Here is a 15,276-nt window from a genome sequence, read left to right on the forward strand (position 1 = left end):
CACGGGCAGGAAAGGGAGCCGGACATGGCGGATGGGGACGACGGACCACTGGTGGACCCGGAGGATGCCCGCGCCATCGTCGAGGGCCGGCACGCCGACCCGTTCCGCGTTCTGGGCCCGCATCAGCGGCACGGCAAGCGCGTCCTGACCGTCTTCGTGCCGGGGGCGGAGCGGGTGGTCGCGCTGTCCGGCAAGAAGACCGAGACCGAGCTCGCGCCGGTCGCCGATTTCCCGGGCCTGTTCGCGGGCCGCTTCGGGCGGGCCAAGAGCTATCGCTTGCGCTGCTCGAACGCCGATGCCGAATGGATGCAGGACGACCCGTACCGCTTTGCCCCGGTGCTGGGCGAGATCGACGAATACCTCTTGGGCGAGGGCACGCATCAGCGCCTGTGGCAGGTGCTGGGCGCCCATGTCGTCACCCATGACGGGGTCGAGGGCGTGCATTTCGCGGTCTGGGCGCCGAATGCGCTGCGCGTGTCGGTCGTGGGGGAGTTCAACCTCTGGGATGCCCGCCGCAACCCGATGCGGATCCGCGGCGGCACCGGCGTGTGGGAGATCTTCATCCCCGGGCTGGGCGAGGGGACGGCCTACAAATACGACATCCTGGGCCGCGACGGCCAGCGGCTGCCGCTGAAGGCGGACCCGGTGGGGTTCGGGTCGGAGCATCCGCCGGCCAATGCCTCGGTCGTGCGCCGGATCGACCGGCGGCACTGGTCCGATGCGGCGTGGATGGCCGAGCGGCACGCGGCGCAGACCATCGACGCGCCGATCTCGGTCTACGAGGTGCATCTGGGCAGCTGGCGCCGCGCCGAGGACGGCGCGCGGCGGCTGAGCTACCTGGAACTGGCCGAGGACCTGGTGGATTACGTGCATTGGATGGGCTTCACCCATATCGAGTGCATGCCGGTCAGCGAGTTTCCGTTCGACGGCTCCTGGGGCTACCAGCCCATCGGGCTCTATGCGCCGACGGTCCGCCACGGCACGCCCGACGAGTTCCGCGCGCTGGTCGACGCGGCGCATCGGAAGGGGCTGGGCGTGATCCTCGACTGGGTGCCCGGCCATTTCCCGACCGACCCGCACGGGCTGGGCCGGTTCGACGGCACCGCGCTTTACGAGCATTCCGACCCGAAGGAGGGGTTCCACCAGGACTGGAACACCCTGATCTACAACTACGGTCGAAAAGAGGTCGCCAACTACCTGATTTCCAACGCGCTTTACTGGCTGGAAGAATACCATGTCGACGGGCTGCGCGTCGATGCCGTGGCCTCGATGCTGTACCGCGACTACAGCCGGAAAGAGGGCGAATGGGTGCCCAACAAGTACGGCGGGCGCGAGAACCTGGAAGCCATCACGCTTTTGCAGAAGACGAACATCACGAGCTACGGCGAGGTGCCGGGGATCGTCACGGTGGCCGAGGAATCCACCGCCTATCCGGGCGTGTCGCGCCCCGTCGACACCGACGGGCTGGGCTTCGGCTTCAAGTGGAACATGGGCTGGATGAACGACACGCTGCGCTACATGGCCGAAGAGCCGGCGCACCGGGCGTATCATCATCACCTGATGACCTTCGGGATCGACTACGCCTTTTCCGAGAATTACGTCCTGCCGATCAGCCATGACGAGGTGGTCCACGGCAAGGGCTCGATGATCGGTAAGATGCCCGGCAACGAATCGGAAAAGTTCGCAAATTTGCGGGCCTATTACGGGTTCATGTGGACCCATCCGGGCAAGAAGCTTCTGTTCATGGGCTGCGAGTTCGGGCAATGGGCCGAGTGGGACCACGACCGCTCGCTCGACTGGCACCTGGCCACCGAGTACCCGCACCGGGGCCTGCAGATCCTGGTGCGCGATCTGAACATGCTGATGCGCGAGACGCCGGCGCTGCATGTCAACGACACGCGGCCCGAGGGGTTCGGCTGGCTCGACGGCGGCGATACGGAACATTCCGTCTTCACCTATATGCGCCGCGGACGCGAGGGCGACGCGCGCGTCGTCGTGGCGCTGAACATGGCGCCGGTGGAGCGGTCGGGCTTCCGCGTGGGCTTTCCGGCGGGCGGGTACTGGCGCGAAGCGCTGAACACCGATGCGGAGGTCTATGGCGGCGGCAATGTCGGCAATTTCGGAGGCATCGTGACCGAGGCGGTGCCGTGGCACGGGCAGGCACAGTCGGCGATGGTGACGCTGCCGCCCTTGTCGGCCATCGTATTCGTCGAAAGCCAGGGGGAGAGCAATCCATGGGACCGCAACGCAACGTGAGACTGTCCAACCGGGCCATGGCCTTCGTCCTGGCCGGCGGCCGCGGGTCGCGGCTCAAGGAACTGACGGACAGGCGGGCGAAACCGGCGGTCTATTTCGGCGGCAAGACCCGGATCATCGACTTCGCCCTGTCGAACGCGCTGAATTCCGGCATCCGCAAGATGGCCGTCGCGACGCAGTACAAGGCCCACAGCCTGATCCGCCACTGCCAGCGCGGCTGGAACTTCTTCCGCGCCGAGCGCAACGAATACCTCGACATCCTGCCGGCCAGCCAGCGGGTGGACGAGAGCATGTGGTATCTCGGCACGGCCGACGCGGTGCGTCAGAACATCGACATCGTCGACAGCTATGACATCGACTACATCGTCGTTCTCGCGGGCGACCACATTTACAAGATGGACTACGAGAAGATGATCGCGCAGCACGTGGAGGCGGGCGCCGACGTCACCATCGGCTGCCTCACGGTGCCCCGGACGGAGGCCCGTGCCTTCGGCGTGATGCACGTGAACGACGAGATGCAGGTCACGGATTTCCTTGAGAAACCGTCCGATCCCCCCGCGATTCCCGGCGACCCGAAACATGCGCTGGCCTCGATGGGCATCTACGTGTTCGACTGGGCCTTCCTGCGCCAACTCCTGCTGGAGGACGCCGAGAACCGCGAGTCGAGCCACGATTTCGGCCACGACCTGATCCCGCATATCGTCAAGAACGGCAAGGCGATGGCGCATCGCTTCGCCGACAGCTGCGTGATGAGCGGGCTTGAAAAGGCGCCGTACTGGCGCGACGTGGGCACGATCGACGCCTTCCACGCCGCCAATATCGACCTGACCGATTTCACCCCCGAGCTCGACATCTACGACACCGACTGGCCGATCTGGACCTATTCCGAGCTGACCCCGCCCGCGAAGTTCATCCACGACGAGACCGACCGCCGCGGCAGCGCCGTCTCCTCGATGGTGGCGGGCGGCTGCATCGTCTCGGGCGCCGAGATCCGCAACTCGTTGCTGTTCACCGGCGTCCACGCCCACAGTTACTCGCTGATGCACGAGGTCGTGGCGCTGCCGCATTGCGACGTCGGCGAGAAGGCCGAGCTGAAGAAATGCGTGCTGGACCGGGGCGTGCGGATTCCCGAGGGGCTGATCGTGGGCGAGGACCCGGAGGAGGACGCGAAGTGGTTCCGCCGCACCGACGGCGGCATCGTCCTGATCACCCAGGACATGCTGGACGCCCGGGCGGCGAAGCTGGGCTGACGGCATGGTGCGGCCCGTCCTGTCCGTCGCGTCCGAATGCGTGCCGCTGTTGAAGACCGGCGGGCTGGCCGATGTGGTCGGCGCGCTGCCCCGGGCGATGGCCGAACAGGGCTGGCACATGCGGGTGCTGATGCCGGCCTATCCGGGGCTGACGAAGACGCTGGGCAAGGCCAAGACGCTCTGGTCGGCCGAGGATCTGTTCGGCGGCCCGGCGCGCGTGCTGGCCGGAGCCGTGTCGGGGATCGAGGTGCTGCTGCTGGACGCGCCGCATCTCTACGACCGCAAGGGCGGGCCGTATTCGGACGACAGCGGCGACTTCCCCGACAATCCCGAACGCTTCGCCGCGCTCAGCTGGGTGGCGGCCGAGATCGCGAAGGACGGGCTGTCGGACGGCTGGCGCCCCGAGGTCGTGCATTGCCACGACTGGCAGGCGGGCTTCGCCCCGGCCTATATCCGCTACGCCGGCATTGCCGATGTCCGCTCCGTCCTGACGATCCACAACATCGCCTTCCAGGGCCACGCCCCGCGCGACCGGATGGCGGCGCTGCGCCTGCCGGAGGAGGAGTTCACCCAGGACGGGCTGGAATACTGGGGCAACCTGTCCAGCCTCAAGGCCGGGCTGGTCACCGCCGACGCGATCACCACCGTCAGCCCGACCTACGCCAACGAGTTGATGCGCGGCGCCTACGGGCTGGGGCTGGAAGGCGTGATCGCCGCCCGCGCCAGCGACCTGCACGGCATCCTGGACGGCGTCGACGTTCAGGTCTGGTCGCCCGAGGCCGACCCGGCGATCCACCCCTATACCAGCCGTGCGCTGGGGGAGAAGGCGAAGAACCGCGCCGCGCTCCTGAAGGAGTTCGGGCTGGGCGAGGTGCCCGGTCCGCTGGCCATCGTCGTCAGCCGCCTGACCACGCAGAAGGGGCTGGACCTGATCCCGTCCTGCCTGAGCGAGTTCACCTGGCGCGGCGGCGGGCTGATCGTGCTGGGCTCGGGCGACCCGCAGATCGAGATGGCCTTCCGGCACGAGGCGACCCTCAACCCCCCCCGCGTGGCCGTCCGCATCGGCTATGACGAGGCGCTGTCGCACCGGATGTTCGCGGGCGGCGACGCGGTGCTGGTGCCCTCGCGGTTCGAGCCCTGCGGGCTGACCCAGATGTACGGGCTGCGCTACGGCACCGTGCCGCTGGTGGCCGCGACCGGCGGGCTGAACGACACGGTGATCGACGCGAACCCGGCCGCGCTGGATGCCGGCGTGGCCACGGGCGTCGTGTTCCATCCCACCGACCGGCTGGCGCTGGAACAGGCGCTGCGCCGGCTGGTGACGCTTCATTCCGACAGCCGCACCTGGCGGCAGATGCAACGCAACGGAATGAAGGCACAGCTTGACTGGTCGCGCGCATCGGCGGCATATGCGGGCCTTTACGAAGGTCTCTTCGAATGAACGTCATGAAAGAGCGGCTGCCCGCCAAGCTCGCGGGGCATTCCCTGTCGGCCGGCCAGCCCGACCCGCTGGGCGCCACCTTCGACGGCGAGGGCGTCAACTTCGCCCTGTTCTCGGCCCATGCCGAGCTGGTGGAGCTGTGCCTGTTCGCGGCCGACGGCAGCACCGAGCTGGCCCGCATCCCCTTGCGCGAGCGGGACGGCGACGTGTGGCACGTGCATGTCGCGGGGCTGGGGCCCGGCACGCCCTATGGCTACCGCGTCCACGGACCCTACAAGCCCGAAGACGGCCACCGCTTCAACCCGAACAAGCTGCTCCTGGACCCCTATGCCAAGAAGCACACGGGCAAGCTGCAGTGGAACGACGCGGTCTACGGCTATATCCTGAACGCGCCCAAGGCGGATTTGTCCTTCGACGCCCGCGACAGCGCGCCCTTCGTGCCGAAATCGGTGGTGGCCGATCCCAGCTTTCAGTGGGGCGACGACAAGCCGCCGCGCGTGCGCCGGTCGGAGACCGTGATCTACGAGGCCCACGTCAAGGGCCTGACCCAGACCCACCCGGAGGTCGAGCCGCATATCGCCGGCACCTATCGCGGCGTCGCCAGCGAGCCGATGCTGGAGCACATGGCGAAGCTGGGCGTGACGACGGTGGAACTGCTGCCGGTCCATGCCTTCCTCGATGACCGGTTCCTGGTGCAGAAGCGGCTGCGCAACTACTGGGGCTATCAGTCGATCGGCTTCTTCGCGCCCGAGCCGCGTTACATGGCGCATGGCGAGCTGTGGGAATTCCAGACCATGGTGCGCCGGCTGCACCATGCCGGGTTCGAGGTGATCCTCGACGTGGTCTACAACCACACGGCCGAGGCGAACGAGCTGGGGCCGACGCTGTCCTTCCGCGGGCTGGACAATGCCAGCTATTACCGGCTGGCCGATGGCGGGCGCTACTATATCAACGACACCGGCACCGGGAACACGCTGAACGTCTCGCACCCGGCGGTGCTGCGCATGGTGATGGACAGCCTGCGCTACTGGGTCGAGGTCATGCATGTCGACGGCTTCCGCTTCGACCTGGCCTCCACGCTGGGGCGCGAGGGCGACAACGGCTTCGACCCGCATGGCGGCTTTCTCGACGCGATCCGGCAGGATCCGGTGCTGAACAAGGTCAAGCTGATCGCCGAGCCGTGGGATGTCGGCCCCGGCGGCTATCAGCTGGGGGCCTTCCCGCATCCCTTCCTGGAGTGGAACGACACCTTTCGCGACACCACGCGGCGGTTCTGGCGGGGCGACGGGCTGCAGACCGCGGATTTCGCCAGCCGCCTGGTGGGCTCGGCCGACAAGTTCGACCATTCCGGCCGCGCCGCGACGTCGTCGGTCAACTTCGTCACCGCGCATGACGGCTTCACCCTGCAGGACCTGGTCAGCTACACCGTCAAGCGCAACCTGGCCAACGGCGAGGGCGACCGCGACGGCAAGGACGAGAACTACTCCGACAATCTCGGGCTGGAGGGGCCGACCAGCAACCCGGCGATCCGCGCGGCGCGCGCACAGCGCAAGCGCAACTTCCTGGCGACGATGTTCCTGGCGCAGGGCACGCCGATGCTGCTGGCCGGCGACGAGATCGGCAATACCCAGGGCGGCAACAACAACGCCTATGCCCAGGACAACGAGACCGGTTGGCTCGACTGGGCGAATGCCGACGAGAACCTCGCGGGGTTCGTCGCCAAGCTGACGGCGCTGCGCCGCGCGCATCCGGTGCTGCGGCAGCGGCTGTTTCTGCACTCGCGGCCCCGGCGGCTGGACGGGCTGGCCGACCTGTTCTGGCGCATGCCCGACGGCAAGCGGCCCACGCGCGAGGACTGGCACGATCCCGACTGGGCGACGCTGTGCGTGGAACTCCGCACCTCGTCCTTCACGCCGGATTACGCGGCCTCGGACGACGTGGTCTTCGCGGTGTTCAACGCCGGCGGCGAGACCGAGGTGGCGCTGCCGCCATGCCCCGAGGGGAGCGTGTGGGAAGTCATCCTCGACACGACGGAGCCCGACGCCGGTCCACACAATCCCATCGGGTCGAAGATCATGGCCCCGGCGCACAGCGTCCTGGCGCTGGAGCGGGTGCCCACGAAGGAGGAGGCGACATGACCACGGTGACGACCGAGCCGATCCCCGGCCAGAAACCCGGCACGTCCGGGCTGCGCAAGAAGACCCATGTCTTCATGCAGCGGCATTACCTGGAGAACTTCGTGCAGGCGATCTTCGACGCGATCGGCGGCGCGGGCGGCAAGACCTTCGTGGTGGGCGGCGACGGGCGCTATTTCAACGACCGCGCCTGCCAGGTGATCCTGCGGATGGCGGCGGCGAACGGCGCGGCGAAATGCTTCGTGGGGCAGGGGGGGATCCTGTCGACGCCGGCGGCCAGCCACCTGATCCGGCGGAACGGCACCGATGGCGGCATCATCCTGTCGGCCAGCCACAACCCCGGCGGGCCGGACGAGGATTTCGGCATCAAGTTCAACACGCCCAATGGCGGGCCCGCGCCCGAGTCCGTGACCTCGAAGATGCACGCGGCCGCGAACGAGATGCGCGAATACCGCATCCTGGAGGACCACGATGTCGACCTGTCCAGGGCCGGCCCGGCGCAGGTGGGCGACATGGCGGTCGAGGTCGTGGACCCGGTCGCCGACTATGCCGACCTGATGGAGACGCTGTTCGACTTCGACGCGATCCGCGCGATGATCTCGGGCGGCTTCCGCATCCGCTTCGACGCGATGTGCGCGGTCACCGGCCCCTATGCCGTGGAAATCCTGGAAAACCGTCTCGGCGCGCCCGGCGGCACGGTGGTCAACCGCCAGCCGCTGCCGGATTTCGGCGGGATGCATCCCGATCCGAACCCGGTCTGGGCAAAGATGCTGATGGACGAGATGTGGGGCGCCAACGCCCCCGATTTCGGTGCCGCCAGCGACGGCGACGGCGACCGCAACATGATCCTGGGCCGCGAGACCTATGTCTCGCCCTCGGACTCGCTCGCCGTCATCGCCGCCAACGCGCATCTCGCCCCGGGCTATGCCGCGGGGCTGAAGGGCGTCGCGCGCTCGATGCCCACCTCCGGCGCCGTGGACCGGGTGGCACAGGCGAAGGGGCTGGAATGCTTCGAGACGCCGACCGGCTGGAAGTTTTTCGGCAACCTGATGGATGCCGGCCGCGTGTCGCTCTGCGGCGAGGAGAGCTTCGGCACCGGCTCCGACCATGTGCGCGAGAAGGACGGGCTCTGGGCCGTGCTGATGTGGCTGAACATCCTCGCCGCGCGGGGGCAGGGCGTGGCCGAGGTGCTGGCCAGCCACTTCGCGCAGTACGGCCGCAACTACTACTCCCGCCACGATTTCGAGGGGCTGGAGGTCGAGAAGGCCGAGGCGATGCTGGGCAAGCTGGCGGCCAAGCTGGAGGATCTGCCGGGCAAGGAGTTCGAGGGGCTGGAGGTCACCACGGCCGACATCTTCGCCTATACCGATCCCGTGGACGGCTCGGTGGCCGAGGGTCAGGGATTTCGGATCATCTTCCTCGACGGCTCGCGCATCGTGATGCGGCTTTCGGGGACGGGCACCTCCGGCGCCACGCTGCGCCTCTACCTGGAGCGCTACATGCCCGGGCCGGACGGACTCGACCGCGATCCGCAGGACGCGCTGGGCCCGGTGATCCGCGCGGCGGACGAGATCGCGGGGATCGCGGCGCATCTGGACCGGACGACGCCGGACGTGGTGACCTGAGGCGTCACGATCTTCTAGAAGATCGCGTCGCGCAAAATCTTCTAGAAGATTTTGATACCGCAGGATTTTCTAGAAAATCCTGCTACTTCACGCCTCCAGCGTGATCCAGACCGGCACGTGATCCGAGGGCTTCTCGCGGTCGCGCACATGCTTGTCGATGCCGCAGCCGGTCATCAGGTCCGCCGCCTGCGGCGTCAGCAGCAGGTGGTCGATGCGAATCCCGTCGTCGTTCTGCCACGCCCCGGCCTGGTAGTCCCAGAACGAGTAGTGGCCGGGCGACTGCACCCGTGCCCGGAAGGCTTCGGTATATCCGAGGTTCAGGATCCGGCGGAACGCCGCGCGCGTCTCCGGCAGGAACAGCGCGTCCTCGGTCCAGCGGTCGGGGTGTTTCGCGTCCTCGGGCTGCGGGATGACGTTGTAGTCGCCCGCCATCAGCGCCGGTTCCTCCGCCGCCAGAAGGTCCGCGGCCCGGGCCTTCAGCCGCTCCATCCATGCGAGCTTGTAGTCGTATTTCGGCCCCGGCGCCGGGTTGCCGTTGGGCAGGTACAGCCCGCAGACCCTGACCGCCCGGTCCCCGACCACCGTCGCCTCGATCCACCTGGCCTGTTCGTCATCGTCGTCGCCCGGCAGCCCGCGCGACACGTCCTCCAGCGGCAGCTTCGACAGGATCGCCACGCCGTTGAACCCCTTCTGCCCGTGGGTTTCGACGTTGTAGCCCTTGTCCTCGATCATCTCGCGCGGGAAATTCTCGTCGACCGACTTGATCTCCTGCAAGAGCACGACATCCGCTTCGGCCTCGTCCAGCCAATCCAGAAGCGCCTGCGCGCGCGCCTTGATGCCGTTGATGTTGAAGGTGGCGATCTTCATGGGGGCCTCCGCTGTTCGCGTCAGATTGACCACAGCCCGCGCGGCTTGTCACGCCCGCTTCGCCGCGATGGCGGTGCCCGCGGCCCAGCCCGACGACCAGGCCCACTGGAAGTTGTAGCCGCCCAGCCAGCCGGTCACGTCCACGCCTTCGCCGATGAAATAGAGGCCCGGCACGCGCTTCGACTCCATCGTCCGCGAGTCGAGTCCGTCCGTCGCCACGCCGCCCAGCGTGACCTCGGCCGTGCGATAGCCCTCGGTGCCCGCGGGCGTCAGCTGCCAGTCCTGCAGACCCCTGGCGACCTCCGCCAGCCGCGCGTCGGGCGTGTTCGCCAGTTGCCCGGTCAGGCCCTGCGCCTCGGCCCAGCCCGCCGCCAGCCGCGTCGGAAGCAGCTCCGCCAGCGCGGTGCCCACGGCGCGGCGGCCGTTCGCCCTGCGCGCCTCTTTCAGGGCGGCGAGGGCATCGGTGCCGGGCAGAAGATCGACCGAGATCGGCTTCGTCTCCCGCCAGTAGGACGAGATCTGCAGGATCGCCGGCCCCGACAGCCCGCGATGCGTAAACAGCAGCGCCTCCTCGAAGGAAGTGGCCCCGCACGCCACCCGCGCCGGCAGCGACACGCCCGCCAGCGGTTTCGTCAGCGAAAGCACGTCCGGCCCGAAGGTGAGCGGCACCAGCGCCGGCCGCGTCTCGGTCACCCTATGCCCGAACTGCTCGGCCACGCGGTAGGCGAAGCCGCTGGCCCCCATCTTCGGGATCGACTTGCCGCCGGTGGCGATCACGAGGCTGTCGCAGGTCAGAACGCCGGCCCCGGTGGTCAGCGTGAACCCCTCCGGCCCGTGCGCGACCTCCTGTACCTCGGCCTGCAGGCGCATCTCCGCCCCGGCGCGGCGCATCTCCGCCAGCAGCATCGCGATGACGTCCTTGGCGGAGGTATCGCAGAACAGCTGCCCAAGCACCTTCTCGTGCCACGGGATGCCGTGCCGGCCGACGAGGTCGATGAAATCCCACTGGGTGTAGCGCGCCAGCGCCGACTTGCAGAAATGCGGGTTTTCGGAGAGGAAATTTTCCGGCCCCGCATAGAGGTTGGTGAAATTGCACCGCCCGCCGCCGGAAATCCGGATCTTCTCGCCCGGCGCCTTCGCGTGGTCGATCACCAGCGTGCCCGGTCCGGCATGGGCCGCCGCCATCAGACCGGCCGCGCCGGCGCCGAGGATGATCGTGGGGTGGTGCATCGCGCGTCCTGTGCCGAAGGTCGGCGCGCGGTGCAAGGGCTTGTCGGCCGGGGGAGGGGCGCGATCCTGGGGGACATGTCCGACCGGACCGACCTGGTGCTGTGCGCCAGGCACAGGCATCTCTATTCCGCGGCCGGGGAACGGATCGAAGGCGAATGGCGGGAGGGGCCGTACGCGCGTTTCGCGTCATCGACCCCCGGATGGCGCAGCCGGTGGCTCTGTCAAGCGCGCGTCTCGCCCCCGCTCAGATCGAGAACGACGTCCCGCAGCCGCAGGAGGACGTGGCGTTCGGGTTCTCGATCACGAAGCGCGCGCCGATCAGTTCCTCGGTGAAGTCGATCACCGCATCCGCAAGAAACGGCAGGGACACGCTGTCGACGATGACCTTCTGGCCGGCGTTCTCCAGCACCAGATCCTCCTCGTCCGGCTCGTCCAGCGAGATATCGTACTGGAAGCCGGAACAGCCGCCGCCCTCGACGGCGACGCGCAGGGCTTTCCCCTGCGACGCGGCGCCGATCTCGGCGAGGCGGGCATAGGCGCGGTCGGTCACCTTGGGCGGTACCAGCATGTCACACTCCGGCGGTATCATTCTGACGCTGAACCGAATATATGAGCGCCGGGACAGTGCGACAAGGACGGGCAGATGCTTCAGCCATACGCGGCGCGGGAGGAAACCTCGCGCGGGCGGCTTTTCGACGAGGAACCCAGCCGGTTTCGCGACTGCTACCAGCGCGACCGCGACCGGATCATCCATTCGTCGGCGTTCCGCCGGCTGAAGCACAAGACCCAGGTCTTCATCGAGCACGAGGGCGACTATTTCCGCACCCGCCTGACCCATTCCATCGAGGTCGGGCAGGTCGCCCGCACCATCGCCGCCGCGCTGGGGCTGAACATCGACCTGACGGAAGCCGTTGCGCTGGCACATGACCTGGGCCACCCGCCCTTCGGCCATACCGGCGAGGATGCGCTGCAAAAGCTGATGGCGCCCTATGGCGGCTTCGACCACAACGCGCAGGCGATTCGGATCGTCACGTCGCTGGAGCGGCACTATGCCGATTTCGACGGGTTGAACCTCACCTGGGAAACCCTTGAAGGCATTGCCAAACACAACGGTCCGGTGGCGGGGCCGGTGCCCTATGCGCTGGCCGAGTACAACGCCCGCCACGACCTGGAGCTTCACACCCATGCCAGCGCCGAGGCGCAGGTCGCCGCGCTGGCCGACGACGTGGCCTATAACAGCCACGACCTGCATGACGGGCTCAGGGCCGAGCTGTTCTCGACCGACGAGCTGGCCGAACTGCCGCTCCTGGACGGCTGTTTCGCCGCGGTGGACGCGAAGTATCCCGGGCTGAACCTCTACCGGCGCCGGCATGTGGCGCTGCGGCGGTTCTTCGGCACGCTGGTGGACGATGTCGTGACCCAGGCCAAGGGGCGGCTCAAGGAGCTGCAACCGGTCACGCCCGACGACATCCGCCGGGCCGGCCGGCCGATGGTGCGGTTCTCCGACGAGATCTGGGAGCAGCTCCAGGTCACGCGGAAATTCCTCTATCACCGGATGTACCGCGCCCCGGACGTGGTGAAGATGCGCAGCAGGGTGACGAAGACGGTCGAGGGGCTGTTCCCGTTCTTCATGGCGCATCCCGAGGAACTGCCGAAGCAGTGGCGCAAGGAAGTGGCCGAGGCGCGCGACGAGACGGCGCTGGCGCGGATCGTGTCCGACTATATCTCGGGGATGACCGACCGCTTCGCGCTGCAGGAATGGGAGCGGCTCGAGAGCCTCTCGTTCGACCGGAGCTAAGAGATATGCCGAGCCAAGTGCCACAGCAGGATTTCTTACTGCTGTGGCACCTGAATTCGTTCAGAATTTCTTCGCGAAGCCCACGGAGATGCGGTCGCTTGAAGCAGTGGTGTCGTGTGGGTCGGTGCCGCCGAAGAACACCAACTGGTCATCGTCGTATTCGATGTGCTGGTACTCAGCGCGCAGGAACGTGTTGTTGCCGAGCATCACGTCGATCCCAACACCGAGAGTAAAGCCCGAGAACGTGTCATTTGCCAGGTTGACGCCGCCTCCGTCATGATCGGCGCTGAAACCTGACGCTATATAGCCGGCAGAGAAGAAAGGCAGCGTTTTGCCCACGGTGTACCCGAGCCGACCGCGCGCCTCGGCAGACCATTCGTTCTTGAAGGGATCCATGAAGATATCGGTCCCTTCGATCCAGGACGCAGTCGCGCGCAACTCCGGGCCGAACACCCAACGGCCGGCCTGGAAGTTATAGCCGACGAACCCGAATAGGCCGGCCCCGTTGGCGTCGAACTCGCCGGTTCCGAAGGAGAGGTCTTCGACGGTCATCATGTCGTAGCTTAGTCCGACCCCCGCATACACCCCGGACCAGTCCGTTATAGTGACCGCGGGCGGCGCCGGGGGATGCGGATCGTCGGGGACCACGATAAGATTGCCGCCCCAAGCGGCGGTTCCTGAAACGACCGCCAGCGCCGCACAGAAGTTCCGTAGCATTTTGTTCTCCATTCTTAGAAAGGTTGACCTTTCGTAAATGCAGTTTGCGCCCGTGGCTTTTGAGACACAAATCACAACGCCCGTCTGAATGTCTTCGCCGGCCTTGCGGAGCATTTTTGCCACATTCGCGCGCTTGACCTGCCCTCTGCCTCTGCTACAGCAGCCGGGCTTTAATCCCGGGGGCGCATATGAACTTGTTTTCCGACATTCGCGACCTTGTCCTGGACCGGCTGGCGGGGCTGGCCGAGTCGGGCGCTCTGCCCGGCGGGCTGGATCTGGCGAACGTGGCCGTCGAGCCGCCGCGCGATCCCGCGCATGGCGACATGGCGACCAACGCCGCGATGGTGCTGGCCAAGCCGGCGGGGATGAAACCGCGCGACATCGCCGAGGCCCTGGCCGCGGCGCTGGGCGACGACGACCGGATCGCCACGGCCGAGGTCGCCGGCCCCGGCTTTCTGAACCTGCGGCTGGCGCAGGGCGTCTGGGCCGGGCTCGTCGAGGGCGTGCTGGCCGACGGCGAGGCCTATGGCCGCTCGACCATGGGGCAGGGAGAAACCGTCAACGTGGAATACGTCTCGGCCAACCCCACCGGGCCGCTCCATGTTGGCCACACCCGGGGCGCCGTGTTCGGCGACGCGCTGGCGAGCCTGCTGGACCATGCCGGCTATGCCGTGACCCGCGAATACTACATCAACGACGGCGGCGCGCAGGTCGACGTGCTGGCGCGCTCGGCCTACGAGCGCTATCGCGAGGCCTGCGGCCAGGCGCCCGAGATCGCCGAGGGGCTCTATCCCGGCGAATACCTGATCCCCGTGGGCGAGGCGCTGAAGGAGACATACGGCGAGAGCCTGCTGGACAAGGGCGAGGCGGAGTGGCTCGCCGACGTCCGCGACTTCGCCACCGACAAGATGATGGAGATGATCCGCGCCGACCTTGCCGCGCTGGGCGTGTCGATGGATGTCTATTTCTCCGAAAAATCGCTCTACGGCACCGGCCGGATCGAGGCGGCGATCGACGATCTCGACGCCAAGGGCCTGATCTATCGCGGCACGCTGGAGCCGCCCAAGGGCAAGCTGCCCGAGGACTGGGAGCCGCGCGAGCAGACGCTGTTCCGCTCCACCGACTACGGCGACGATGTCGACCGGCCGATCCGCAAGTCGGACGAGTCCTGGACCTATTTCGCCCCCGACATCGCCTATCACTACGACAAGGTCAGCCGCGGCTTCGACCAGCTGATCGACGTGTTCGGTGCGGACCATGGCGGCTATGTCAAGCGGATGAAGGCCGCCGTCGCCGCGCTGTCGGACCAGAAGGTGCCGCTCGACATCAAGCTGACGCAGCTCGTGCGGCTCTACAAGAACGGCGAGCCGTTCAAGATGTCCAAGCGCGCCGGCAACTTCGTGACCCTGCGCGACGTGGTCGATCAGGTCGGCCCCGACGTCACCCGCTTCGTCATGCTGACCCGCAAGAACGACGCGCCGCTGGACTTCGACTTCGACAAGGTGCTGGAGCAGTCCAAGGACAACCCCGTCTTCTACGTGCAATACGCGCATGCCCGGGTACATTCGGTGCTGCGCAAGGCGGCGGAGCAGGGGGTCGCGCTGACCGACAGGCCGAAGCTGGAGGACGAGGCGGAGCTGGCCGTTGCCAAGAAGCTCGCCGAATGGCCGCGCCTCGTCGAGATCGCCGCGCGCGGCCACGAGCCCCACCGCATCGCCTTCTACCTCTACGATCTCGCCTCCGAGTTCCATACGCTCTGGAACAAGGGCAACGAGAACACCGCCCTGCGCTTCCTGCAGGAGGGCGATCCGGTTGCCTCTGCGGAAAAAATCGCCCTGCCACGGGCCGTCGGCGTTGTTATTTCGGCCGGTCTTGGTATTCTGGGCGTGACCCCGGTCGAGGAAATGCGCTGACAAACAGGCGCCCCGGCCGGCCAAGGGTCGAACGCAGGCAAGAA

11 protein-coding genes are annotated in these 15,276 nt (G+C 67.4%); 7 read left to right on the top strand and 4 right to left on the bottom strand.

The window, feature by feature from the left end; genetic code table 11:
* Window positions 1-24: 24 nt before the first annotated feature.
* The 5 genes from glgB to P1J78_RS11475 are packed head-to-tail and all read left to right on the top strand — an operon-like array spanning window position 25 to window position 8,707.
* On the top strand, window positions 25-2,256 hold the full coding sequence (glgB, locus tag P1J78_RS11455; RefSeq protein WP_275567493.1) for a 1,4-alpha-glucan branching protein GlgB: 2,232 nt from the start codon (window positions 25-27) through the stop codon (window positions 2,254-2,256).
* A complete protein-coding gene (gene glgC / locus P1J78_RS11460; protein ID WP_275567494.1) occupies window positions 2,235-3,506 on the top strand; it encodes a glucose-1-phosphate adenylyltransferase in 1,272 nt (423 codons plus the stop codon). The genes glgB and glgC overlap by 22 nt, the downstream gene beginning before the upstream one ends.
* Window positions 3,507-3,510: 4 nt before the next feature.
* The gene (gene glgA, locus P1J78_RS11465; RefSeq protein WP_275567495.1) at window positions 3,511-4,947 is read left to right on the top strand and encodes a glycogen synthase GlgA; all 1,437 of its coding nucleotides are present in this window, start codon (window positions 3,511-3,513) and stop codon (window positions 4,945-4,947) included.
* Window positions 4,944-7,085 carry a glycogen debranching protein GlgX gene (glgX, locus tag P1J78_RS11470; protein WP_275567496.1) on the top strand — a complete coding sequence of 714 codons (2,142 nt, stop codon included), beginning with the start codon at window positions 4,944-4,946 and terminating at the stop codon, window positions 7,083-7,085. The genes glgA and glgX overlap by 4 nt, the downstream gene beginning before the upstream one ends.
* Window positions 7,082-8,707 (top strand): alpha-D-glucose phosphate-specific phosphoglucomutase, encoded by a 1,626-nt coding sequence (locus P1J78_RS11475; protein ID WP_275567497.1) that lies wholly within the window; start codon window positions 7,082-7,084, stop codon window positions 8,705-8,707. The genes glgX and P1J78_RS11475 overlap by 4 nt, the downstream gene beginning before the upstream one ends.
* An 87-nt stretch (window positions 8,708-8,794) precedes the next feature.
* Here the strand turns inward: P1J78_RS11475 and xth are convergent, their stop codons facing one another.
* From xth to P1J78_RS11490, 3 genes are all read right to left on the bottom strand, one after another.
* Entirely contained in the window at window positions 8,795-9,574 is a 780-nt protein-coding gene (gene xth, locus P1J78_RS11480) for an exodeoxyribonuclease III (protein WP_275567498.1), read from the bottom strand.
* Between the two features lie 48 nt (window positions 9,575-9,622).
* Complete coding sequence (locus P1J78_RS11485) at window positions 9,623-10,804, bottom strand: BaiN/RdsA family NAD(P)/FAD-dependent oxidoreductase (protein WP_275567499.1); 1,182 nt, start codon at window positions 10,802-10,804, stop codon at window positions 9,623-9,625.
* 244 nt (window positions 10,805-11,048) lie between these two features.
* Complete coding sequence (locus tag P1J78_RS11490) at window positions 11,049-11,372, bottom strand: HesB/IscA family protein (protein ID WP_275567500.1); 324 nt, start codon at window positions 11,370-11,372, stop codon at window positions 11,049-11,051.
* Window positions 11,373-11,447: 75 nt separating this feature from the next.
* On the opposite strand from P1J78_RS11490, the gene P1J78_RS11495 reads away from it, so the two are divergent.
* On the top strand, window positions 11,448-12,602 hold the full coding sequence (locus P1J78_RS11495) for a deoxyguanosinetriphosphate triphosphohydrolase (protein ID WP_275567501.1): 1,155 nt from the start codon (window positions 11,448-11,450) through the stop codon (window positions 12,600-12,602).
* Window positions 12,603-12,662: 60 nt separating this feature from the next.
* On the opposite strand, the gene P1J78_RS11500 is transcribed toward P1J78_RS11495, so the two are convergent.
* On the bottom strand, window positions 12,663-13,319 hold the full coding sequence (locus P1J78_RS11500) for an outer membrane protein (RefSeq protein ID WP_275567502.1): 657 nt from the start codon (window positions 13,317-13,319) through the stop codon (window positions 12,663-12,665).
* Between the two features lie 188 nt (window positions 13,320-13,507).
* Here P1J78_RS11500 and argS point away from each other — a divergent pair, with 188 nt between their 5' ends.
* The gene (argS, locus tag P1J78_RS11505; protein ID WP_275567503.1) at window positions 13,508-15,232 is read left to right on the top strand and encodes an arginine--tRNA ligase; all 1,725 of its coding nucleotides are present in this window, start codon (window positions 13,508-13,510) and stop codon (window positions 15,230-15,232) included.
* Window positions 15,233-15,276 lie beyond the last annotated feature (44 nt).

Source organism: Psychromarinibacter sediminicola (assembly GCF_029168335.1).
Lineage (GTDB): Bacteria > Pseudomonadota > Alphaproteobacteria > Rhodobacterales > Rhodobacteraceae > Psychromarinibacter > Psychromarinibacter sediminicola.